Source organism: Methylosinus sp. H3A, from assembly GCF_015709455.1.
Classification (GTDB): domain Bacteria; phylum Pseudomonadota; class Alphaproteobacteria; order Rhizobiales; family Beijerinckiaceae; genus Methylosinus.
In genome coordinates this window covers 4,001,847-4,026,387 of record NZ_JADNQW010000005.1, presented here as the reverse complement: position 1 = coordinate 4,026,387, position 24,541 = coordinate 4,001,847, and the positions used below count along the sequence as shown (strand labels likewise).

Below are 24,541 nucleotides of genomic sequence, written 5' to 3'. Positions count from 1 at the left end.
GCGGCGTCGCCTCAGCGGTGAAAGTTCGGGCGGGCGATGCGCACGCCGGTGTCGACGCGGACGGCGTCGCGCGCTTCGACATATTGCGGGTCCGACGTGGAGCGGCAGGCGGCCCCATCGGCCCAGGCCTGGATGTCCTCGATCGCGTAGACGACACGGCCGCCGAGCTTGCGGAACGTAGGGCCAGCGCCGTGACAGCGGTATTTTTCGAGCGTGCGCGCGGAAAGGCTGAGCATTCGCGCGGCTTCGTGCGTTCGGACGAAGCGCGTGGCGCCCTCGGGTGATTTGTCGCGCAAGAGACGCCTCCGTAGCGGTGAGGTGCGCCGCAGGGACGTCGCGGCGTTTCGAGATCACCGTGGCGGAGAAGAGAAGCGCAGGGGGAGGACGAAGTTTTGAGGCCGGTCCGTGTCCCCCCTTCCGCGAGACGCACGCCGGGATGTGCAGGAGACGGAGAAGGTGGAAGGGCCGTCAGCGGCCGCGCAGCAGCCGCTTGTAGCCGCCGTTCATCAGCGCCATGGAATCGTGGATAAGGCGGTTCGCCTTGCGGCGCGTCGCCGAGCTCTTCCACTCGAGCGCGGGAAGCGCAGCGTCCTCGGCGTTGATCAGGGACGCGGCGATGTCGCGTGGCCCCGCGCCGCCGAGCCGGAAATCCAGCGCGTGCAGCAATAGGATGAGACGTGCGCGTCGCTGCGCAGTCAATTGCAGCGCGCGAGGAAACGGCCCTGCGGCGCCACCTCGAAGGCGGCGAACGAATCGCGACGCGACTTCGAGCCGGATTTCGAGCGACGCGTCGAGCGGCAAGATGATCGCTGGATGGCGCGGCGCGCCTTCGTTCATCCAGACATGAATCTCGCCTCGGGCCTCGGCGATCACGACCCGCCTGTCGCGGTCGTCGATCGGCGGCGCGCACGGCCTTTTCCGTCAGCATGCGCCGAATCTGGTAAGGCTCTTTGGACCATGACTTTTCCAGCGCCGCCCAGACCTGCTCCTGCCGAGCGTGGTCCGATGAGACGGTGAAGGCCATCAACTGCTCCAGCGACATTCCGTCTTCGGCATAGACGTCGAGTAGCTTCTCCGACACGCTGGTCAGCCGCAGGCGCTGCTTCACGATATTGACGCCGATGAAGAAGGCTGCGGCGATCTCCTCCTCGGACTTTCCTTTGCATCGCATCGCATGAAAGGCGCGGAACTGGTCGAGCGGATGCAGCGGCGCGCGCTGGACATTTTCAGCGAGCGAGTCGTCTTCCGCGAGGATGTCGCTCGTCGGATCGCGGACGACGCAGGGGACGGGCGCCGTTTTGGCGAGCCGCTTCTGTTTGACCAAAAGCTCGAGCGCTCGATAGCGGCGACCGCCCGCGGGAATCTCGAACATGCCAGTCTCGGCGCCGTCGGCGTCGAGCACGGGCCGCACGCTCAGGCTTTGGAGCAGAGTGCGGCGCGCGATGTCCTCGGCGAGTTCCTCGATCGAGACTCCGGCCTTCACGCGCCGGACATTCGCCTGGGAGAGGACAAGCTTGTTGAAAGGAATGTCGCGCGAGGACGACAATGTGATTTTCTGAACGGCAGTAGCCATGGGGATAAACTCCGTGACGGGCGGCCGAAAGCCTCTCTCTCGGCTCGCAGCTCGTCACGAAGCGCAGCGCCGCCCTCTCACTTTGAGGACGGCGCCGCGGAATCGACGATCAGCAAATGCAGAAATGCGCGGAACCGGAGATACGGATTTCCGTGTCTCCGGCGTTCCGGAATTCAGGCTGCGCGATCGAGGAGCTTCTTGGCGCGCGCCTCCAGATCGAGACGCGCGTCCTGGTGAGTCTTGTTCCGCGCGACGGCGGTGATGCCCTGCACGAAATCGAAGATGCTCTCGGGCTTCCGGCCTTCCTCGGCCAACACGGTCTCGATGATCTTCGCCGTCTCCCTCTTGGAAAAGCGGCGCCGTCGCAGGAACTCGTCGCGGTCCTCGTCGGTGCGCGCGACGATCTTTTCCCGCGCCGCCTTGATGCCGTTCACGAATGGCATGGGCGAGGAATCGGCGAAGCGCGTTAGCGCCGGCGCCGCCTCATGCGCGAAGCGGGAGGCGGCGTATCATAGATTCCTATTTTGGCAGACCGCGCGGAGATAGAAGCTCGCCATGCCCAGAGTCTTGGCGCCGACCTCGGAATTCCAGCAATAGAAGCCGCGGAAATAAAGATCGGGCGATCCGTCCGGCAGCCGACCGGCCTCGATCGGATTGAGATCGTCCACGAGAAAGAGAAAAACGTCGCGGTCCGAGGCATACAGAGTCGTGGTGTCCTGCGTGATATTGACGCGCGGATGGTAGACGCCGGTCGACCAGTCGAGCACGCCCGGCACCTTCCAGCGCGTGTCGCCCGTGCCGTTTCCCGCGATGCGCTGCACGGCCTCGACAAGTTCATGGTCGTAGATGCGGCCATAGTCCGGGCCGGTGACGGCGCGTAGCTCGACGCGACCATCCTCGATCTCCAGCGTCTTGACCTGCTCGGCGCGATTGGAGGTCAAACCGTATTGTAGGTTGATGCCGGCGAGCGGCGCCGGGAGCTGGCGGAGGTAGGCGGCCGGCGCGCCGACCAGGCTCACGAGCTGACCGAAGCTCCAATGCGTCGGCGCGACCGGCGCGTCGGCGCCGGGCAGCGTCAGCGTCAGGCGCTCAGCGTTGTCGCGGTTCGCCTCCACTCGGATCGCTGCGCTCTCAACGGTCCGGGTTCGGCTGCGCTCGGTCCGTCCGCGCACGGCCGCGAAGAGGTCCGACAGGGACAGGTAACGCTCGTCGGCCGGCCGCGAGAACCACTCCGACGACACTCGGCCGCTCCTCTCGCCGCGGCTCACATCCACCTTGTAGCCGCCGGCGCGATCGCGAGCGGCGTCCAGACCTTGCACCTGAGTCATGGGTCATCTCCATGACGGGCGCTGGAGTCCTCTCCTCCAGCCCTCGACCCGTCACGGAAAGCTCGCTTCCCTCTAACTCTCCAGGCGTTGCTGCGAAGCAGAACAATGCCGGGCGTTAAGATCGCGGCCCTATGAAGCGAAATCCGCCAAATATTCGGAGGTCGGCGTTACGCCCGTAAGCAGCAAATGCTCGCGCGCCCGCGTGCAGGCGACGTAGAGCAATCGGCGCTCGGTTTCGTAAATGTCGTCGAGCTCTGCTTCGTCCGCAGCGTCTGCGACACGTGCATCGAGCGGAAGGACTCCTTCGTCGCAAGCCATCACGACAACGGCGCGAAATTCGAGCCCCTTGGCGAGGCTCATGGGAGCGGTCGTCATCTCGTCGGCGCCGGCAAACCCGGCGATCGCGGCCCGGGCGCGACTGACGAGCTGCGGCGTCCGAACGAACAAGCCAATTTCATGGGGCGCGATCCCGTCGCTGAGCCAGTTCTCGACGGTTTGGCGGACTGCGTCAGCTTCCGAGGTGACGGTCGGGAGGGATTTGATTTCGGGCGCCGGACCGTCGAAGACCGAGATGATCCCGCGCCGCTCGTCCTCGAGCCCATCGGAGTCGCGCAGGACCGTTGGCAAGAGTTTATCGGCAGCGCGGCGGATCTGCTGCGAGGTACGGTAGCAGACCTTGAGTGTGTGCGACCGACCGCGCACATCGACGCCGAGGCTCGCCCAAGAAAATGGATGCTGGAAGATACGCTGTCCCACGTCGCCCGACAGGAACAGGCCATCTGCGCTGGCCGGCGCGAGGGCCGCGAAGAACTTCAACTCCGCCGGGGCGAGGTCCTGCGCCTCGTCGATGATGACATGGTCGAATGGCTTATGCGGCCGTTTCGCCAATGTTTCCGACAGCCCGGTGAAGACATTGGCCCAAGTCGTATAGCCCTCGGCCGACAGCGCGTCGCGCACCGACTGGAACACCGGCCACAATTTCGCGCGCTGATTGGGACCGAGCCGGCTCTTGCGCCCCATCCGCTGAACGGTCGAATAGGCTTCGAGCGACGAGAGGCCCCAGGCGTCGATAACGTTGATCCACTCCGATAATAGAAAACGTTCAGAAAAGCCTTTGAGATTCTCGGACGCGGCGGCGGCGCGCAAGCGTTCGCGCAGCACGGCGTCTTTGGCCATGCGGGGGCGCACGCCATGCTCGAGCTGAAACATCTGCTCGGCGATGCTTTGAAACGAGCCCGTAGTTATCCGAAGAACGATACCGCCGGTGTCGGGCGCCAGAACCAGCACCTTCTTCGCAAGCTCCGCCGCCAGGGGCTCGGAGAAGCTCGTCAGGAGCACTCTCGCATTCGGATTGTCGCGGGCGAGCCAGACGGCGCGATGAATCGCCACGACGGTCTTGCCTGTTCCCGCCGAGCCGGCAACGCGTGCGGGCCCCGAGAAGGAACGTTCGACCAGAGCCCGCTGAGACGGGTGGAGGAAGACGCTCCATTTCTCCCACGGAAAAGCGAGAGCCTGTTCCAATTCCTCTTGATTCGCGATCAGCCTGATCCGGCGCAACGCATCTGGATGTGCGAATGGACCCGCGATGATCGGGAGCAGAGCGGGCGCCACGAGCCTGCCGGTGGCGGCGTATTCCAGGAGAGCCTCTGAGGCTTCTGCCGGCAGGTGAGCGGTCAGCGCAAAGAATCCGTCCTCGCTCGCCGCACGGACATCGGCCAGCCAGTCGGCCGGCACGCCGATGGAGAGCAGCGCATCGTCATCCAAAGAAGAAAACAGCGCCGGCGAGGCTGCCGCCTTCTTTTTGCTGGTCGCGGGCTCGGGAAAGACGAAATCGAATGTCGCCGGCGGGGCGACTTCCTCCACACGCTCGCGCACCTCGACGATCTGGACGGCGCCAGTTCGTGGATGCGCCTCGATCCGCCGGCGCTCCGCCCACGAATAGGCGTCGTCGTGATGGCCGACATAGGCGACCAGCAAACTGTCGCCGGTCTTGTGAACGATCAGGCGGATGTCGCGATTGACCCGCGCCGACCAAAAATTCGGGTCCTTGCTCTTGTCGATCCGATGCAGCTGGAGACCATTACCGGTCGGGTCCATCTGAAGATCGAAGACGCTCGTCTTCACCGCCTTCTGATCCGGACTGGACAGGCGGTTGAAGGAAGCGGTGAAGGTATCGGCGATCAGAAAGTTCACGGCGCTACACCCTGAACACCTTCATCACCTCGTCGCCGAAGTGATTTATGACCTTGATGGCGATGCGGCTGCTATCCGGCCGCGCGAACGGACGCGAAATGTCGGAATAAAGCGTCGCCCATGCATCTTCATCTATGTCGGCCTGAAGCGCTGTCTTCAAGCTCTTGTAAGGATCGTTGGCGCCGAGGAAATAGGCGTGCCGGACGAAGAAGCTCTCTTCATTGTAGTCGGTGTCGATGAACCAGGCGGCGATGCCCGCCGTGTCGCTGGAGCGAATGTCGCCGGTGTTGGGGTCGAACACGTCGACGCCATTCACCTTGACGCGGATTTCCGGGCCGCCATCGTCCAGGATTTGGACGTCCGGCTCGCCGAACACGACGAACATATTGCCGCGTCCGGTGTTCTTGAGTTCTTCCGACATATGCATGTCGGGGTTGATGCGGGCCTTCAGAATCTTGAGGCTGCCGAGATTCGCCAGCTCCGACGAATGGGCGTCGAAATTGAAGGCGCAGGCGATCAGCACGTCGAAGCGGGCGTCAACCGCCTCGCGCGCGGCGGCGACGATGTCCTGCCGGCCGACCGTGCCATATTCCGGGCCGATCAGGATCGCGGCCCGACGCTCGGGGCCATTCTCGCCCTCGATGAAGGCGCCGCTGGCGCCGATGAAGTTTCCGGGCCAGGGGGTCAGGCTCTCGAAAATGATGCGGTCGCCCTTGGCCTGCTGCTTGACGCCTTCGGTCTTCAGATAGTCGATGACGATCGCCGCGAAGTCATGCCCAGCCAATTCGGCGTCAGCGGGCGAGCGCCGGCCTTCGGCCGCTTCGATCTCGTCGATCAGCTCTTCCTCGCTCGCCGGCAGCACGCGATGGGGCGAGAGGCTTTCGACCGTGAAGGGGCCGGCGACGCGAACGCGCGCATTGTCGATGTAAGGTTTGTCATAGAGATATTCGACATCGGCACGCGCGGCGATCGAGGCGTCGATCTCCCTCTGGCGAGCGATGCGCGCCTCGCACCATTTGGCGTGCGGCTCTTTGGCTGAAGCGGGGGCTCCGGCGGGCAGCTCGCGCGGAACCTGCCATTCTTCGTATGTCTTGCAGAGCGCGGTATTGAGCGCAGCGCGTAGCGGTTCAAGCACCGCCTGCCACTTCTCCCAGATGTCGTCGATCAGCGGATTGTTGGCGATCGACTTCAGGGTGATATGCGGCACGCGCTCGTAGACGAAGCCTTGTCGGAGGTCATTGTGAACCGGCGTGTCAGCCGGCACGCGCCGGTTCAGTTCGACTTCCTTGTCGCGGCCCTCGCGGCTATCGGCCAGTAAATACCATGGATAGCGCGCCGCCATCAGACGCGTGCGAGCCAGCGCCAGTGCCACCCGGCTGGTGTCGATTGTGATCCAACGGCGGCCCCATTGCTCGGAAACATAGGCGGTCGTGCCAGAGCCGCAGGTAGCGTCGAGCACGAGGTCGCCGGGATCGGTGGTCATCAGCATGCATCGCTCGATAACGGTGGTGGATGTTTGCACTACGTATGTCTTGTCTGTTGCCCCGCTAAGATCGTTCCAAATATTGGTTCGGGTCGACACGGAAAAGTCGTTGAAAGATCGAGCATATCGGACCGAATTTGAAAGCGGGATCAAGCGCTGAGAGCGCCTCAGGCGCTCCATTCCTGCTTCATTGGTTTTCCATCGGCTCTGCATAGTAGGCAGAAACTTTCTGCCCTGTATTTCGACAGGAAACCAACTCGCCGCGCCTTCCCCTTTGTCGCGCCCCGCCGACGCCGATTGAAGCGGATCAGGCGCAACGAGATTTGCCGCGTTAGCAGACGCGGCAGCTTTCTTGGGGATTAGTTCTCCCCACTCAGTTCTCACGAGAGTGAAACGCCCGGTATCGTCCTCGGTCAGTTTGCGGGCATCGTAAAGAGGATGATATTTCAAATGTGATCGGTTTTTGGAGAACCACAGGACGTAATCTGCCACGCCGCCCAAGAATTCTGCGTATGTTGATCCGGCTTTCTGAACCGTTATTTCTGAAATGAAATTCTCTCCACGAAAAATCTCATCCATCACAGCGCGTACGCGATGCACGTTCTCGTCGCCGATCTGTACGAATATCGACCCGCTCTCAGTCAGCAAATCGTGCATCGCAGTCAGGCGGTCGCGCAAATAGGCCAGGTAGGAGTGAATGCCGTCCTTCCAAGTGTCGCGGAAGGCCTTCACTTGCTCAGGTTCGCGCGAAATATCGGTCTGTTTGCCGTCCTTCACGTCGCGCGACTGCGTCGAGACCTGCCAGTTCGAGTTGAACTTGATGCCGTAGGGTGGATCGAAATAGATGCACTGCACCTTGCCGCGCAGCGCCTCGCGCTCGGCGAGGCTCGCCATCACCTGCAGGCTGTCGCCGAGGATCATGCGGTTCGACCAGTGCTGGTCGTGCTGGTAGAACTCCGCCCGCTGCTCGGGTGTGATGCCGTTGAAGTCGGCGAACAGGTCCGGCGCGTCGGTCTCGGCCTCGCGCTTCTCGGCCGTGCGGCGCTTCAGATCGTCGATGATCGCCTTGGGGTGAATCTTCTCCTGGATGTAGAGCGGCGGCACATTGACGACGAGATCGGACCAGTCCTGCCGATCCTTGCCGCGCCAGACGAGTTGCGCGTCGGAGAGCGTGAGCGCGCCGGTCTCCGCCAGCTCCTTCATCTGCGCGTCGGTGATGGTGATCTTCGCGCCGTTCCAGATCAGCTCGGGGCGGCTCGGCTCCTCTGGCGTCCGCGTCTCGCCCTCGGCCAGAGGCCGTGCGCGCGAATAATGCTTCGGCGGCATTGGCGAGGCGTCCTCCTCGCGTCGGAAGAAGCTTTCCATCTCCGCCGTCGGAATGTTCCGGCGGGTGGCCTCGTCGTGCTTGAGCGCGTCGACCTGTTTGGAGGTCCTGCCATTGGTGGATCGGGGAGTGCGGGCCATGTTCAGCTTCGATCCTGCAAGGCTTGGAAATGTCTGATATCATGGAGTTTCAACAAGGCGACAATTTCTCCCGGCAGTGGTGTTTCCGTCACCAGATAGGCCTCGACGACCGAGTCGGTTCGAACGTCCATGGCCTGACGCACGGCGCGATATTTCACACATTGAAATACGCCACGCCGCAAATCGATCTCGTTCGAAATTCTCGATTTGACCTCGATTACGATCGTCCGGTCGAGGCATTTGAAAACGACATCGACGCGGTCCCCAGAATCCAGATCGACCTCGGTGTCCGTTTTGGCGGCCATGAAATCCCGGTGAATCGCGCCAGGATTATCCATCACCCACAAGCGAAGCGCTTTATGCAAAGGACCTTCACCGCCGCTTCCGTAACCACGACCTGCGGGAACCCCATCGATCTCGCTTCCTTGCTTGCGATCCTTGCGATCGTTTTTGATGGCGGCTGCATCGAGCTTGCTCGCAAAGACACGTTCAAACAGCTTGGACCATTCTGCCTCGGAGAATTTATAGACTTCGCCGGCCGCGCGCGTAAAATAGTGTTCCCACAGCGGGGGATTCTGTTGTTTCGCATCCGCTGCTTCGAGCTTTGGCTCTCCAAAACGGCGGGCCATGAATGACCCTGCGCCCTCACTGGGTTGGCGATCTTGCTGATTGACCACCAGTACATTGATTAGCGGGGCGCTCGGCTCAACTTCCAGAATTCTCTCCATTAGGTTGCCGGCCACGAACCCTATACGCGTTGCAAAGATCGTGGAGAACCCGGCCTTGGTTTCGAGCTTTTCCTTCAGTTCGCCATAGGTGATCGTCGAGCCATCCAGCGCTACGGCTATCAACCAGCGCATCGTTGGCTCAAGCGCGTGAGCCAGCAGATTTTCATTCGTTGCGGCGTATGGCTTTGGCATGACGGCTTCACTTTGTAACGATGTTATCGACGAGCGCGGCGAAATCGTCTTCCATCATCGCCCAGTCGCGGAATTCAGCGAAAGCCCAGCGACCGAAGCCGCCGAGCGCATTGACGCCGGGAACCCAAAGCTCTCGTGTCGTCTGGGCTTTGGCCTTGTCGCTTTCATCGCGCATTCCCTTCACCTCGAGCACGAGGTTGAGGGGCTCCGCGCCGCCCGCGTCGAGGCGGACGAGGAAGTCCGGCAGGTAGCGCCGCGTGACGCCCCCGTCGCGATAGGGGATGTCGAAGCCCAGCGCCTGGTTCTTGGCGTAGGCCAGCACGCGCGGATGGTTCTCGAGCGTGAGCGCCAACGCCTCTTCCCAGCTCGAGTCGAGCACAACGTGGCTGATATGGCATTTGGGCGGCTGCGCGCCTGTCTTCCAGCAGGTCTTCGAGGTGATGAAGTTGACATGCCGGGTCGATCCTTTCGGGTTGTAGGGATCGAGCACCGCGATGATGCGTCCCTCGCTGGCGCGCGTGCAGGCGATGTCGATCTTGTCCGCGGCGCGCGCGAGCTGATCCTGATAAAGGATAGCGCCGACCGGAACACCCTTGGTGACGAGATAGCCCTCGTCGAGCTAACGGCGGGCGAGGCGCTGGATCTGCGGGAAGAGGTGCTGCTTCGGGAATCCGTCCTCGTCGCGGAAGCTCGTGTAGAGAAGATGCTTGGCGAGATTGAAGCTGATCTCCGAAGGCCGCAGCCGCTCCAGCACTTCGGGCGTAATGGTGACGCCCGCGCCGACGATTCCCTCCATGACTACGGATGTCGGGCCGATGTCGGCGGGCGTGATCTCCAAGCGGCTGTCTTCGGTGAATTCCGCTTCGAGCTTCTCAGACGGCAGATCGCGGCGGTAGCCGCTGACGCGCGGGAAGACGATCTCCAGCGACGCGCGATCCTTGATCGCATGGACGCGCGTGACCGGTTTCGGCTTGGTCGGCTTGGCGACCTGCGGCGATGTGGCGAAGTCGAACGGAATGCCCATGATGTCGGCGTATTCGACATCGAACAGGCCCGTTTCTGGATTGAGGTCGTAGGATTGCCGGCGCAGGCCACGCCCGACCACCTGTTCGCATAGAAGCTGGGTTCCGAAAGCGCGGACGCCCAGGATGTGGGTGACGGTGTTGGTGTCCCAGCCTTCCGTCAGCATGGATACGGAGACCACGCAGCGAATTTGCTCGCCGAGGCGGCCGGGGCGGCCGACAGTGTTCATCACTTCGCGGAGCAGCGCGCTCTCGCTCGCTTCGCCCTGCATGGCCCCGGCGCCCTCGCGGGCCGCCAGCTCGCGCTTGAACTGCTCGATCTCGGGGCCGGCTGCATCGCGGAATCCCTTGTCGAGGGCGTCCCCGGATTCGATCTGGCGGGAGTCGATCAGCAGCGTACGCGGACGGGGGAAACGGGCGCCCTGGTCGTCATAGTTGCGGAACAGATCGAGATGGCCGGCATGAAAGGCCGCGCGCTCGCCTTCCTCTGCGTCGCCGCGTTCGAAACCGGCGATCCATTCGAACACCAGCTTGGAGATCGCCGTGTTCTGGCACACGACGATGAACACCGGCGGCACGCCGATCCCGGCGCGCTGCCAACGCTCGAACTCGCCTTCATAATGGCTGTAGAGCGCGTTCAGTGCCGTCTTCAGCGTGTTGGGCAGGTCGAACGGGCTGAGCTTGCCGGCGCCAGCGGCGGTTTTCGGCAGGTCCTTCCCAATGTGCTTCCACAGGTCGCGGTAGACGACCGTATCGGTCTGCACCAGGTTGTCGGTCACGGGCACACGCGGCAGCTTCACGATGCCGCTCTCGATCGCGTCCATCAGACTGAAATCGGAAACGACCCAGGGGAAAAGCGTGCCTTCTTGGTAACCTGAGCCACGGAGGAAAAAGGGTGTGGCCGAAAGGTCGTAGACCGAGCGCACGCCCTTCGACAGCTTGCGATCCAGCGCCTCGATGCCGTTGATCCAGAGCCGCGCAGCCTCCTCGTTCTCGGCAGCCTCTTTCCCGTCGTCTCCGGTCAGCGCGCTTTCGGCATCCCCTCCGACCTTATGCCTGTAGCAGTGGTGCGCTTCGTCGTTGATGACGTTGACGCGGTCATAATTGAGAAGCTTTCCGCAAGCCCTCTCGAGCATCTCCGCGTCGGTTTCCGTCGTCTTGGGCAGATCAGGATCATTGCCCTGAAGGAAGCTGCGCGCGACCTTGGGCAGGGCGAGCGTCTCGCGATGCTGAAAAGCGTGGTAGTTGGTGATCACGATCTCTGCACGACGAATCTCGGGCAGCATGTCGGGCGGCACGATCTCGCGCGTCTCGTAATAGTTGTCCGGCTCGCTCGGCTGCAGCACGCGGAGCCGGTCCTTGATCGTGATGCCGGGCGCGACGATCAGGAAGGCGCGGGAGAAGTCTTTCGATTCCTTGCGGGCGGCGTTCACCGCCTGCCAAGCGATCAGCATGGCCATGACGGTCGTCTTGCCGCTGCCTGTCGCCATCTTCATGGCCAGGCGGAACAATTCGGGATTTGCCTCCTCGTTCGCCTTGGCGATCTGGTCCAACAGTCCCTTCGACACCGCACGCTTGGAGGCGACCTCGGTCAGCCAGATGATCGTCTCGACGGCTTCGATTTGGCAGAAGAAGGGACGCGGGCCTCCGAAGTTGTGATGGCGCCAATGTTCCAAGAGACGTTGCGTTACGCCGGTCACACCCCAGTCGGCGGGGTTGCGCAAACTCCGCCACCGATCGAGGTAATTGCGAATTTCGTTGATCAGCGCGTTTTCGGTGTAGGTTTCGAGGTCGAGAGACGACTGGCCGGCCGATGCCTTTTTTCGCGAGGCCGGAACGGGGACGATGAAACGGGAAGGACGGCGACCCTGCCTCGGCTCGCCTTCGAGCGGCTGACCACTCGGGTCGAGCGGATGATGCAGTTCGGGCGCACGATAGGGCGAGTTGAGAACCGGCCGTTCATAGAAACTGGTCAATGTCGCCCCGCTGCTCAAATCCCGTCGAAAAATCTACTCGGTACGCCCGTTCATGGCTATCGCTGTCAATCGGTGTGGGGTATCGACGCCGATCGGGGGTGTTCAAAACGTCCTCATAACTTCGGTCACGTGGCCGGCGGTCAGGCGAAAATCGTGGCGGTCGGGCACGGCGGTCAACAATGCCGCTGAGTGAAGCGACCGCCCCACGGAGTAGCCGGCGGCGTCAATCCATTCTACGCTTCCATTCCGCACGATTGGCCGGACGTCATAGGATCCGCGCCGTCCGTCGACGTGCGTGAGTTGTGCAGCGGTCGCCCGACCAGCGTCGGCCGCAACCGGTTGCGGGATCCGCGACCGCTGCCAAGCCAGAAAGCGCTGCGGGTCGATTAGGGTTTCGGCCTGACGATCAAATCCCTCGGTGGCGAGCCATGCTTCGAACGCGGGGCGAAGCAGAGCGGCCTCGTCGCGTGTCCTCGCGATTCCCTGCGCGAGAGCGAAAGCTACGAATGGGTCGAGCGTGCCCCAACGCAGCAGCTCTCGAAACCAGAAGCCTACCCATGGCAGTCCGGTCGTCGCACGCCATGTCTCCAATGTAGGCGTTTCGAGGTCTCCAGCGTTCCGACCCCATGCCTGAGCGACCGCCGCGCCGACCGCGACACCCAGGCGGAATTCGAGGTTCTCGGTCACGAAACGCTGCCACGCGCGGAGATGGTCTGGCGTCGGGGCCACGGCCTCCGGCCGTTGCATCCACCAGCCGAGTACGCCGATCCAGTTAGCGAGAACGATCTGATCGCCAGCCGTTTGACGGACGCGATATCCAATGCCGGGCTCAGCGCGCACGCGCTCACCTAATCGGAAGAAGAGCTGAAAGCGGGCCTCAACGGGATCGGCCCCGAAATTGGCCGCTCCCTGTAGCTCGGCGATTAGCTGCGGAGCGACAAGCTCAAAGCGGCGGCCAACGTAGGGCGTGAATCCATATTGATAGAGCCGGCGACGCTGCTCATGGTTGGGATAGAGAAGTTCAACAAAGGCACGACCCCGCTGGACAAAGCTGCGCTCAAGGAAATCTTCCTGGGCTGCGGCTACGCGTGCAAAAGTGCGTTGCCAAAGATTGCGGAGGTGCGCTTCGGCCCGGGCACCATCGATTGGCTCATTGGTCAACAGCGCGAGCTCTTCAATCGCCGCGAGAATGAACCCATCGAGTTCGTCGAGGCTGTCGCCGAGCTGATCGACAGGCACGCGTGATTCCGACGCAAGATTGGCGCCGGCGTTCTCGGGCAGGCTTACCTCAAGCCAGGCTACAAACTGCGCCTCGGTTTTCAAACCGAGGAATTGCACACATTTCTGAGCGATCGATCGCAGCAGGACGGCAAGTGGGCTGTAAACCGCTCCTTGGATCCCGGCGTCAGCCTGTAATCGCCGAAGGAGGTCGTTGTAGTCCGCCTCTGAACGCTGGACCTGTTGGAGTTGGGTGGGTCGGGTCCCCGCTGCCGTTGTTGACGGCGCCAGCGGCAGTGCGACGAAGGTCATTCCTTCGATCGCTTCAGCGGCGCCCGGTCGTCCTGCACGTCCTGCCAAGTTGCGAAACTCTGCCGTCGACATCGGCACAATATCTTGTTGCCCCGTCTGAACATCGAAGCCGCGTCGTAGGATGCTCGTCAGGAAGATGATGTCGAAAGGCAGATTGACACCTTCAGTCAGCGTCGCAGTTGCGACCGTAATCGCGCAAATCCGGCGATCGATAAGGTCGACCATCAAGCGGCGTAGCCGCTGCGGCATCTGCCCGTGGCTTGTCGCTATCCCGTGGTCGAGGAGTCTCAGCTCGTATGAGTTCGCTCCGCAATAGTCGATGCATGTTGCACGAGTCTCCTCGAAGCGCCCGCGATCGATCGGATCCGCCGGTAGCTCGAAAGCCGGGAGAGTCTCCCAACCGGGTAGGTCGAAAGCCTCCGCGAAACGCTTCATCAGGCGCTCGGGCGACTGCGCGACCGAGATAAGAACGCGCCGCTTACCCTCAAGCAGATGCAGCGCCGTCCAGAGCACGTAGTTCTCGGTGTAGTGGGGCAGGCTGTTACGGATGATCGGGGCCGGCAGCGGCATGGGTGGAATTCGCAAGGGCAGATACACCGGAGCGTCGCGACCGCGCACGTACAGCATCTGCCCGTTCATGATGTCGAGGATCGCAGCCGGTGTGCGACGGGGATCGCATTGCAGCGCGCCAATCAACTGACGACTGCTTCGATAGCCAAGACCTACCGGTAGCGCGTTCGCGTCGCCTTCTATCCATTGGGCCACAGGCAGAGCCGCGCCGCCTGCAACGGCCGTAAGTGCGATGCGGGCCATCTCGGGTTTCAGCGCCAAGAAGCGCGATACCATCCCTTCGAGGCGCATTGATCGGCTGCTGTGCGCTGCCAGCGCTAGGATCGAGTTGGCGTTGCCTTCGCTTACGACCTGATGTGCTTCGTCTATCACAAGCAGTCGAAGACGCCGGACGAGAAGGTGACCGACGTAGCGCATGAGCGCTTCGGCCTTTTCAACGGTCGCGATGAGAACCACCGGGCGGTTCGCTGTGAGCCAATAGTCGGTGATGCCCCAATCTGCACCCCCATATAGACCGGTGACGATGAGGTCTTCGCCAAGCTCAGCCGCGAGTTTTGTCTCGACTTCGCTCGCCAGCGCTCGCGAGGGCACGAGGTAGATTGCGAGTGGCGCCTGGTCACCTGCATCGACGAGCAGTAATTCCTTCACCAGCGCCAAATTGGCGACCAATGTCTTGCCAGAACCCGTCGGAGTGCAAAGTGCAAAGCTATCGCGCTCAATGAGTCGATCGAGACCTTGCACCTGCGACGTCCATAGGATCCCGCGGCCGCGAGCAAACTGCTCTCGCGCAAAGCGCCACAAGCGCTGCTGGAGGTTCGGTGCGCGTGCCGCTAGACGTGCCACCCGTTTATGCAGGCTATTGTCAGCGAACCGACGTGCGGTGGTCTCGAAGAGTGTGATCAGGATCCAGAGTTCATCGCTTGAAAGTCGAGTCGCTAGTGCTACGAGATCCGATAGCTTCTCTAACGCCTGGGAGAGTCGAGCGTCGTTGCCGCGCCGTAAGCTGTCGGCGAGTAGTCCGACTGATCGCACCAGTTCGACCACAACATATCGGCCTATCTTGCTACCCGCTGGAACCGTGGACCGGTCCGCCGCGTCGAGCCGGACTTGGCCATCACCTTCATCGAACGCAGGCTCGTCGTCCTCAGGATCTGCCTCAGGCTCCGCAAGCAATATAGCTGAGCCGCTGCGGCCGGTGAGTTCCGGATTATCACCCCAGAAGGCAGCGGACAGCCCGAGAACGTGCTCGAAATCGGCGCTCAGGAACGCTGCGAAGATTTCGGCGACGCCTTCGCCAAAGCCACCTTGTCGCAGCAAGCTAGTTGCCATCGCTGGTAAGCTTGCAAGTTGGTAGGCGCCCGCCGCGAGCAACGCAACTGGCACGTCGCGTGTGACCGAGTCGGATGACCGGGCAAGCCATTCGAGCAGTTCGCCTGCGCGCCGATAGCAACCAAGCGCCTCCACGGAGCCATCGCCGTCGAGGTCTCGAAAGATGCCCGCTGCATGAAGTAGCCGCCGGGCATCATCGAACTGTTCGCGCGATTCCCGTGCGCTCCAAGCGATCGGGGGGACCTGCCACGATGTCTGTAGGCTTCGAACGAAGAGGCGCGCCTGCGCCGGAGTAAGCTCATTCTCCGTCGCCCGACTGGCCCGGACAGCCGCGGCCAGCTCGCGGCGCTGCTCGTCGAGCCGCGCCATCAGCGTTCTCCCCACAGCGATGCGTAGAGCCGTTCGATCAGGTCGACGCCTCCTTCAACGACCATCTCCACGACCTGAAGTGGTCTTGCCGCGGAATACTCGGGTGGAGGAGCGCCTGTTGGCAAGTAGGTTGTACCCGGCTCCCGCCGTGCTGCCCTATTGCCGGCGACAAAAACGTAGTCGGTGCGAGGTAGGGGAGCTGCGCCAATAAGCAGCGCTCGATCGAGGGAGACGATCGTCTCCGCGTATTGATCTCGTGCCTTCTCGCAAAGGAGCTTGTTGATCTGCTCGAGGCCCTGCGGGGCCGTCAAGCCGGTGTTCATATCGTTCCAGATGCCATCGCCCTTGCGGACGCGTGCCCCCGCGGGACCGGTCCATTCGCCGAGCATGAGTTCGTCCATCGTGGCTGGCGTGAGCTTGGCACGCCATTTCGCTTCGCCGGCGATAAAGCGGACGACCTCGCCGGTCACCGGATCGATGCCGAGGGCGATAAAGTCGTTGCCGTGCCGTCCAGACACTTCGCGCACACGCGCTGGATCGCGCGCCAAATCGAAAATGTATGCTTCGACCTCGGCATGATAGCGGAAGAGGAAGATCGGAATGGTCCAACGGTGTCCACCCACAAAATGATAAGCCTCGGCCATCAATCCAGCGACGACCTCGCCAAACAGACCTTTCTTTGCCGTCGGCGGTAGGCAATTGGGATACTGAGCGTTCGCGCCCGGACCGTTCGCGTCGGGATGCAAGTCAATTCGAGCCGCGCGGTGAAAGACCTCTCGCGCGTCGAGGTGCGCGGACTCAAAGTAAGGGCGCAGTCCATCGATCAGTGCATCGTCGATCGGGGTGGCCTGCTCAAACAACATGTGGCCGTAATTGCCATTGTTGCGCGCCACCCCCCGCAGCCAGCGAGCAAGCAACCGCAATGGCGGAGGGCAGTTGTGCATCATCCGAGGTGTCGATTCGGCATCACGCAGTCGCGCCCACGCCACAGGAAAAGGCTGATGCGAGTCGCGTGGTCCGGCACTTTTCGCTCCGAAGGGTTCATGAGGAGCGCAAATTTAATCGGCCGAAGCGTGATGGTAATGTCTCCAAACGCCATACATTAGCCTCTAGGGATCGACGTGAACGTTCGGGTCACATGAAAAACCTGAACTGGTAAGGTGTTGAGCGGAGGCCCGACATTCGCTTGACGACCCGCGCCAGGACATGGGCGTAGCTCATCGTCACCGGCAAGGGGTCGTAGAGCGCGTCATTGTTCCAGTTCATCTTGGATAAAGCTAGGGCGGACCTGGCGGTGTCGTCCCACGGGCCATGACCCGCGTGTCGAACCAGTCTGATCGGACGAGGCGTGCTTCGCGCGCCCTGAAAATACGAGCCGCGTTCGCTAACGTCCCCGACGTCGCCGTGCATCCAGAGCAGGCTTTCGCGAGGACCCAAGCCGATCAAAGTCCCGCGGGCCACAGGGTAGGCCGCCGCCGTGCCCTTTGGCCCCCCTTGTCGGGCCGGGTCGATTCGAACGCCGCGCCATCCGACGTCCTCCACAACCTGTACGAGGTCTACGGCCTCGCAGAGGTGGAGCGCCTCCATGCAGCCGTCGATTTCCACAGATTTGAATTCGGTCGTCTTGTGAACGGTGACCCGGCGAGGCGTGCGCCCCGAATGACGGCGCCGATAAAGATCGATCGACCGGGTCATGACCCGAAACATTTCATTCCTAGAAAGAAACGGATTGTCGCGCTGAACCTCGACCTCGTGGGCGTCGTAGGCGACGAATTCGAGGCCGGCACCGTCAGCGTCGAAGACTTGGCTGCAGCAAGTGACGAAACGGGGGCGATCGGACGCAATCGACCGTACCGCGTAAGAAATGCCGATGTAGGCGGTTTCCGCGTCGGCTTCGGCCAGCTTCCAGGGGATTCCGCCCGCCTTTGCGTACAATGCCAACCCGACACGCCACATGACGCTCGCCCTGTGAGGGTACGCGAGAGCGCGATCTTCCCTCACCAGTTGGATCGGAATGCGTCGCGCGGCCGTCGCCGCCTTGAGATGATCATGCAGATCGAAATCTTCGTAGCTCGCACCAGCAAAGCCCGGCGACCAAGAGGCAGGCACGTACAAGAAGATCACATCAAACTCGTCTCGGCTCGCCTCCAGAATCTGAATAGCGCGAATAAGACGTGTCGCGAGCAAGACATGGGGCGATGCGGCGTCCCGCATTTCTCCTTCCAAGCGATCGTCGAGTTCGATATGGCAGGCCTTTGCAGCGCCCCGCATATGGAGGTTGAAGGCCGCACAGAATCCCGGCCACTTTGGCAGATAGTCTTTTCGTTCGGTGGGGTCGTATTCGGAATTCAGCTCCCTCATGAAGCTGTAGAGCCGGTGTCCCTCGCCGGCCGGAGCGATGGTCGCGACGCGAATGGGATCGGGAACCAAACCCGCCGAATAGGGCCCAAAGCGCAGGAGGCCTCGCAGGGGATGGGTATCGACGTCATCCGCCCGATCTGGATGGAACGCAAGTTTCGGTTCCGGAAACCACAGATGGGGCGTGATTTGGCTTGTCATCATCGCGATCTCCTCGAAAAGGCAGTGTCCAACCCGAGTTTGAAGACGGCGTCGACGCCAACCGTGACGCCCAGAGCGTGGAGTTCGGCGCCATCGGAAGCGATTAGACTCGCCCAGAAGGAGATCAGTTCGTTCAGCATGATATTGTATCGGCGAACGGTCCGCTCGCGGGAGAAGTCGGTCGAGGCGGCCCGGTTTTCTTCCGTGACCCCTTTCATGATGATCCGTGGCTCGAAGAGCAGCCACAACCGGTCATCTCCCCAGTCGAGACGCGTGCCGACGCCCTCGCTCCATTTCAGTTCCGGTTGCTTCGGAACAGCGCCGGACAGGCTACCGACAAGTTTCTTCAGCGGCGCCCAGCGGGTGTCGGCTGGATCGGCCGGCGCCAAGAGATCAGTGTTGCGTCGCCGGATGAGCGTCAGACCATGTCTACGGGCGAGAGCTTGTGAGAGGGCTTGGCGAAGAAGTCCCCGCTCCTGACTGTCGTAGCGCAGTCGGCGAACCTCAACGGCATGAAGATCGAATTCCTTGATGCCGTGTGCGGAAAACGCCGCTCGCACGTCGGTATCGGCGCCAAACACGAGGACGCCTGCCTGGGTTCGGGTCGCTAGAATGTCGACAGCCGCTCGCTCGATGGCGGTGACAACTTCGGCATGGCCGCCGATATTGCAATTCACACGTCGGCAAACAGACGGCACCGTCGTCAATTCGAGCGCGTTGAGCCTTACCACAGGAAAACCACTGCTGCCGCTAGGTTTGGCGGCTGGAGACCAGATGCTGCGTCGGGAGGAAAAAGCATTGAGCGCGGTTGTGTCAAGATCGCTGATCAAACGGACGAGGTCGCGTAGCGTCTCGTCGAAATTCTCGATTACGACGAGGCCCCCATCGACGCCAATTGCATCGAGCTTGGCTAGAAAAGCGGCTACCCTTGGAAGTGGTGGGTCTTCGCCGCGATGTAGCCAGAACAGGCCGCCAGGGAACGGGGAGGCTTTCTCCAGGACCTCCTCGAGCGCATCCATGATGGAGGCATCCCGTCCGCTATAGCCAGCGACGATCAAGCCCGATCGGCCACAGGCTCCCACCAGCAAGTCTCGTAAAATGGCGTCCTGCTGCCGCAACTCGTCGCCCGTGTTTTTGAGGCGGCGGGAACGGAAGTCGCCATGCAGTTTGATTTCGGCTGGCCAGCGGCCGCCGTTGAGCACATCCCTGGCGAGATCGGGGGCGTCCAGGGCAACCGTCGTCAGGTGTCCCGTTCCGTCATAGGCCTTGGCACAGGCATCGGCCACGAGCGGGTCGAAATTGGTTGTCCAGACGATGCGCGTCCGGCCTGCTTTCATAAGAGACGCGAGCGCGATGTGTCCAAAGGACGGCTTCGCGCCGGCGAGCTTGGCCGCGATATAGGTTCTGCGGTCGTGTTCGCTCGGATAGGCCGCTTCGAATAGAGCGGCATATTCATCGGGCGCGCCAGTCGAAGGGTATCGGCCCAGCCCCTCGATGAAGGATTGGAGAGACCGTCGAACGGCTGGATTGGAGAGATCGGCGACGGCCTTTAGCGAGACGCGACGCTGGCTTACGAAAAGCTGCTGCTTGAATTCCCAGATCATATCCCAGGCGGTCGGAATGCCCGCGGCGGCGGAAGCACCCGCACCTAGGAGCCACATGAGACCGCCCGCTCGCATGGAGAACCGGCGGGCGAAGTCATCGGCGGCGACGACAGGATAGGGGTTGTCACTCATCGCGCGCTCCAGACTTGCCGCCAAGCTGCAAACTCCGAGGGTCGGATCCGATAGCGGGCGAAATTGCCTTCGTGCAGGCTCGTCAGTTCGGCTTCGACGATTTCGGCGAAGTGCTGGCGATCGCCAGGGTCGATCTCTTCTGTCACCCAGTCGCCTATCCGCGCGGCAGCGTCCTTGCGGCCCAGGCGGGATCGGATGAGATCGCCGATGATCTCACGTAACTGTTCGCGGTAGCGAAGTCGGAAGGGATCGGGTTCGCCAAGCGACTGGCGGACGGCAGCATAGCGGGCGGCCGAGCGCTCGTAGGCCCAGATGAAGACGTCTTTGAGGAGGTCGATCTTGTTCAGCTCATAGACGCCGAGCACGGCTTCCGTATAGGCCTGCCGGGGTACGTCGGCGAAGGACAGCGGCGACAGATTACCCCTGATGAGGGGGATGTTCGCGGCGAGACGCGACACCCGCTTGTTCACGTCGTCGAAGGGTTGCAGATAAGGAAGTTGCACCATCACGAAGAATGCTTGTTCGAAGGAATCAGTGATCGCGGCGGCGGTCGCCAGGATCTGATCGAAGCTTTCCTCGATGAGTTGCGGCACCTCCAGCGGATGGAAGACGGAGCGTTCGATGCCAACAGCGATATATCGCAGTCTGCCGGCCGCTGTGGGATCGGCGAGCAGATTGTTTGCGAGAAGTGCGTGGAGATTGAGGATGGTATAGCGGTTGAAGCCGATCTCGTCGGCGGCGCTGACCAGGAACTCGATCGCATCCTTGTGGTTCAGGATCATCTGCGCTTCGAGATGCGCACGGCCCTTGGCCTCTTCGCCCAGTTCGATGAGGCGCTTGGTGTCGAGGAGCGAGTAAGTATTGCCTTCGAGGCGGCTTGAATTCCACGCGAGGTCGATCAGCAGCCGATTGAGGATCTGTTTGGCATAGGTGCCGGCGGGCTGTTCGGCGATCTGTGGGCGGCCGACGGCCGCTAGATGCGCGCGGTCCTGCTCGGTCAAGTAGAAAGAAATGTTCGGCCGATAGCGATCGAGGAATTTTCGGTCGTAACCGACCGGCTTACGGGCTTCTGGCGCCTGCCTAACGTAGTCTCGGACGGATGTACCCGCTTCAGAGAGCGGGATAATCAATTCATCTGCAGCTTCTCGCGCGGCCCGATCGACGGCCGTATTGGGCATCCGGTATTTCGCCCAGCGCCCTTCGCCGTCCATGATGAGACGATTTCGAGTGACGAGATGTTTAAGACGATATTGGAGAGTACGCGACGGCATCGGGTTTGCCAGGACGCGTAGAATCTCCGGCGCTGACACGCCGTCGGGGTGATGGCGGACGACATCTTCGATCGCCGCCAGTGCTTCGTCAGGAATCTGGTTTGCCAAAGCCATCTGTCCCGCGCGTAGAACTTAGGCGCAAGAATGGGGCAGTTAGGCGCAGAAATCAAGAGTAGGCGCAGGAATGAGGTCTAGACGCAAAAATGGAGTATTCGCGCAAGGAAAGCCCCGCGGATGCGGTCACCCGAGGCGGAACCTGGACACCCATGAGCCGTATAGCTTGGTGACCAATGCGATCGCGGCGGACACCATGTGGACACCAGAGCAGAAGAACGAAAGGCCGCCTTGCGGCGGCCTTATCATAACGCTTTCATTTCATTTATCAAATTTGAAGCGGGCGAAGGGATTCGAACCCTCGACCCCAACCTTGGCAAGGTTGTGTTCATAGCTGCGTAGGGCGGCGGCGCCTGCTTCTGAAGCCAGATTTTGCACGCGGCGAGCCAGACAATCCAATGTCGTCGGGCTCGAAGTGGCCGGTCATTGGCCGTACATTATCGAGAGGAGAAAAAAACCATGACCGACGCAGCATCCAGACAGAATGGGAGACGCACCCGGGCGGTGCGACTGGAGGCCCGCGTCACCGCCGAGCAAAAGAGCCTGATCGAGCGGGCGGCAGCCCTGCAAGGGCGGAGCGTCACCGATTTCGTGCTGACCAGCGTGCAGGACGCCGCCCGGCGCGCCATCGAGGAGCACAATCAGCTGTCGCTCTCGGTTCATGACAGCGAAGCGTTCGTTGACGCGCTGCTCGACCCGAAGCCAGTCAATGACCGGCTTCGCGACACTGTGCGCCGCTATCGCGAGCGAACCGGCGTTTGACGCGTGCTTGCCGGAAGAGACGAGAAGCTCAGCGTCGAGCCGCCGGCGTCGGGCCATGACAGATCGGGATTCGAGAGCGGCGTAGAGCTGCTCGACAGATATTTTCGGACGCAGGCCGGTCAGCACGCGCGAAAGAACATGGCCGCGCCCTTCGTTCTGGTGCTGCCCGACGGGACAATCGCGGGCTACTACACGCTTTCGTCGACCTCCGTGCAACTTTCCGAACTGCCGGAATCGACCCTGCGGAAGCTGCCGAAATATCCGCGGGTGCCGGCGACGCTCCTGGGCCGGCTCGCAGTCGACTGGCGGCTCCAAGGGAAGGGATACGGCCGGTTTCCGCTCGCCGACGCTCTCTACCGCGCAGCAAGGAGCGAGATCGCGCCGTTCGCATTGATCGTCGAGGCATTCGACGACAGCGCCCGCCGCTTCTACGAGCGGGAGAGCTTTCTGCCGTTCCCCGAACAACCTCTGAAGCTGTTTCGGGCGATGGCGGACATAAAGCAACTCTTCAAATGAGCGGAGACGGATGCGGGCGCCTCGAAGTTCGCATTCGGGAGAGGCACGGCGTGTCCGGCTCGGGCCGGGCGAGCAGGAAGAAAAAGCATATCAGTCTAAATGTTGAGTATCTTGGCGGTCAATCTCGGTAGGTCCAATCGGAAACGTCGGCGACCTGCTTGAAGACGTCATCGACTCCATTGGCTGTCGGATCGGCCCGCTGGAGCCACTCTTCCGCCCATGCGATCCACTCTTCAACGCAGCGTCCATCGATCTCAACGGAGGAATCGGTGGCCACTGACCGCAATGCCATCAGGAAATCGCGCGCGGTGGCGAGCTCGCGCCAATCCTGCGCCAGCTCCCTGAATTTTCGCCAGCGGTTAGCATCTCGCTTGCGCCGTTGCTGCTCTTCATAACGGCGCTTCTCGGCGAGATGGCGCTCGCGCTCGGCCGCCTCTCGATCCTTGCGTTGTTGAACGAGTAATGGTCCGGCTGCGACGAAAGTGGCCAGAATGTCCGGCAGCATACCTTCCATTGGCTGCTTTTCGGATTCAAGCCATTGGTGTGGAAGCCCCGCCGGCCATGGCCAGGTCTTGATCTCAAAAACCAGCCATCCTGTCGGCGCCAGTTCCTTCTTCCAGCCGTTGTCGCCGGGTGAGCGCCATCGCTTCTCGTCATCGGTCAGAGGCCGCCGTTCCTGCTTTTGCTTCTCGCGAACCTGAAACTCCACCTTTTCGCCCAGGACTTCGGCGAACAGGACGCCTCACTCTCCCCGCACGACCTTTCCGCCTTGGCGCTCAATCGCCTTGAAAAGCGAATCTAGAATGCGATGCTTGCGACGGTCCGTTTCGGTGAACTCGCTCGGACGGTACAGATTGCGCACCCATGGATCGCGTTCGTTGCGGGCCTGCCGCTTCTTTTCCTCATGCTCAGCAAGCCATGACGCGATCACCGCGTGTGGTCTCAGAAGGCGCTCGGGCACAACAAAGGCGGATGCGCTCGCGCGGGCTCTGTCCGCCTGTTGCTTGACCTCCGATGGTAACTCGATGGGAGGCGGTGGCAAAGGTGTCGGGCGGATGGTGATGGAGCGTGCGCTGCTCGATTTCGGCAATGGTGTCCGTTTCGGCGCTTTGCCCACGGCATGCTGCGCCCAATATCCGCGTGGCGGATACGGGATATCTTCCCGATCGCAAATCTTGGCGAGACCATTGCCACTGATCCCATATTCCTCAGCCAATCGCGACATCGGCGTCGTCCACACCGCGTTATAGAGCTCCTCTCGGGTCATTGTTGTCGGTTGTGTCGGACGTGGCTTTGGCGTGGTCTGCACAGGATTCTCAGGCTCGGCCATTGGAGTTTTCTGCGCCACGCCGAGAGCGGTCGCCGGATCCGCTGTGACATGTTTAGATTTGCGCCTACCCCCCTGCTTCTCGGTATCCAGCACTAGCGGCTCAACACATCCAGATGGCGTTGGCGGTAAAGGGGGCTGTTCTATGGGCTTTCCGAACTCTTTCCGCATCCAGTGCCCGGATGACGGCGTCGGGATATCGGCACGTCGCAGCAAAGTGCTGAGGATCGCCGCGGTGGTCCCGAGTTCGGTGACCAAGTGCGACATCGGCTTTGACCAGACGCGGTCATAGAGTTCTTGGCGGGTAAAGCGGTGTTCCATGGAGATCAGGCGGAGCGGCTGTCGTGTGTGCTCGACAAGGGATGCAAGCAATATCGTATCGAACATAATAAGAACATACGATAGCTAAGGAGGCAAGAGTTCGCCATACGACCTTGCGCGATTCGAACTTTTCATCGCCAAACGCCGCCGTCTCCCACTCTTTGCACAGGCGTAGTCT

The 24,541-nt window shown here is 61.7% G+C and carries 14 protein-coding genes and 3 pseudogenes; 2 read left to right on the top strand and 15 right to left on the bottom strand.

The genetic code is table 11. The features are described 5' to 3' along the window. Positions 1 to 11: 11 nt before the first annotated feature. From IY145_RS21580 to IY145_RS21520, 13 genes and pseudogenes are all read right to left on the bottom strand, one after another. Positions 12 to 236, bottom strand: coding sequence for a helix-turn-helix transcriptional regulator (locus IY145_RS21580; protein ID WP_246722143.1), 225 nt, complete (start codon positions 234 to 236; stop codon positions 12 to 14). 232 nt (positions 237 to 468) lie between these two features. Further along, the gene (locus tag IY145_RS21575; protein WP_196410075.1) at positions 469 to 873 is read right to left on the bottom strand and encodes a DUF2285 domain-containing protein; all 405 of its coding nucleotides are present in this window, start codon (positions 871 to 873) and stop codon (positions 469 to 471) included. Continuing rightward, positions 869 to 1,573: pseudogene (locus IY145_RS21570) on the bottom strand (ParB/RepB/Spo0J family partition protein); the annotation flags it as partial. The pseudogene IY145_RS21570 and the gene IY145_RS21575, both read right to left, overlap by 5 nt. Before the next feature lie 173 nt (positions 1,574 to 1,746). Then, positions 1,747 to 2,901 (bottom strand): annotated as a pseudogene (locus tag IY145_RS21565) (DUF932 domain-containing protein). Between the two features lie 129 nt (positions 2,902 to 3,030). Further along, positions 3,031 to 5,094, bottom strand: a complete 2,064-nt coding sequence (locus IY145_RS21560; RefSeq protein ID WP_196410074.1) for a UvrD-helicase domain-containing protein — start codon at positions 5,092 to 5,094, stop codon at positions 3,031 to 3,033. A gap of 4 nt (positions 5,095 to 5,098) precedes the next feature. Beyond that, positions 5,099 to 7,903 carry a site-specific DNA-methyltransferase gene (locus IY145_RS21555; protein ID WP_246722142.1) on the bottom strand — a complete coding sequence of 935 codons (2,805 nt, stop codon included), beginning with the start codon at positions 7,901 to 7,903 and terminating at the stop codon, positions 5,099 to 5,101. Between the two features lie 140 nt (positions 7,904 to 8,043). Then, positions 8,044 to 8,961 carry a hypothetical protein gene (locus IY145_RS21550; RefSeq protein WP_196410072.1) on the bottom strand — a complete coding sequence of 306 codons (918 nt, stop codon included), beginning with the start codon at positions 8,959 to 8,961 and terminating at the stop codon, positions 8,044 to 8,046. Between the two features lie 7 nt (positions 8,962 to 8,968). Then, positions 8,969 to 11,959: pseudogene (locus tag IY145_RS21545) on the bottom strand (BPTD_3080 family restriction endonuclease). 102 nt (positions 11,960 to 12,061) lie between these two features. Continuing rightward, a complete protein-coding gene (locus IY145_RS21540; RefSeq protein ID WP_196410071.1) occupies positions 12,062 to 15,757 on the bottom strand; it encodes a DEAD/DEAH box helicase in 3,696 nt (1,231 codons plus the stop codon). Next, the gene (locus IY145_RS21535) at positions 15,757 to 16,704 is read right to left on the bottom strand and encodes an aminotransferase (RefSeq protein ID WP_196410070.1); all 948 of its coding nucleotides are present in this window, start codon (positions 16,702 to 16,704) and stop codon (positions 15,757 to 15,759) included. Before IY145_RS21535 ends, IY145_RS21540 begins: the two co-directional genes overlap by 1 nt. A 187-nt stretch (positions 16,705 to 16,891) precedes the next feature. Further along, the gene (locus IY145_RS21530) at positions 16,892 to 18,319 is read right to left on the bottom strand and encodes a hypothetical protein (protein WP_246722140.1); all 1,428 of its coding nucleotides are present in this window, start codon (positions 18,317 to 18,319) and stop codon (positions 16,892 to 16,894) included. Then, positions 18,316 to 20,052 carry an SIR2 family protein gene (locus IY145_RS21525; RefSeq protein ID WP_210332710.1) on the bottom strand — a complete coding sequence of 579 codons (1,737 nt, stop codon included), beginning with the start codon at positions 20,050 to 20,052 and terminating at the stop codon, positions 18,316 to 18,318. Before IY145_RS21525 ends, IY145_RS21530 begins: the two co-directional genes overlap by 4 nt. Continuing rightward, complete coding sequence (locus tag IY145_RS21520) at positions 20,049 to 21,437, bottom strand: Fic family protein (RefSeq protein WP_196410069.1); 1,389 nt, start codon at positions 21,435 to 21,437, stop codon at positions 20,049 to 20,051. The genes IY145_RS21525 and IY145_RS21520 overlap by 4 nt, the downstream gene beginning before the upstream one ends. Before the next feature lie 459 nt (positions 21,438 to 21,896). Between IY145_RS21520 and IY145_RS21515 the strand changes: the two genes are divergently transcribed. Both IY145_RS21515 and IY145_RS21510 read left to right on the top strand, forming a co-directional pair. Then, positions 21,897 to 22,199 (top strand): DUF1778 domain-containing protein, encoded by a 303-nt coding sequence (locus IY145_RS21515; RefSeq protein WP_196410068.1) that lies wholly within the window; start codon positions 21,897 to 21,899, stop codon positions 22,197 to 22,199. A gap of 3 nt (positions 22,200 to 22,202) precedes the next feature. Next, positions 22,203 to 22,715 carry a GNAT family N-acetyltransferase gene (locus IY145_RS21510; protein WP_196410067.1) on the top strand — a complete coding sequence of 171 codons (513 nt, stop codon included), beginning with the start codon at positions 22,203 to 22,205 and terminating at the stop codon, positions 22,713 to 22,715. Positions 22,716 to 22,833: 118 nt separating this feature from the next. On the opposite strand, the gene IY145_RS21505 is transcribed toward IY145_RS21510, so the two are convergent. After that, a complete protein-coding gene (locus IY145_RS21505) occupies positions 22,834 to 23,424 on the bottom strand; it encodes a hypothetical protein (protein WP_196410066.1) in 591 nt (196 codons plus the stop codon). Positions 23,425 to 23,457: 33 nt separating this feature from the next. Next, complete coding sequence (locus tag IY145_RS21500) at positions 23,458 to 24,429, bottom strand: hypothetical protein (RefSeq protein WP_196410065.1); 972 nt, start codon at positions 24,427 to 24,429, stop codon at positions 23,458 to 23,460. Positions 24,430 to 24,541 lie beyond the last annotated feature (112 nt).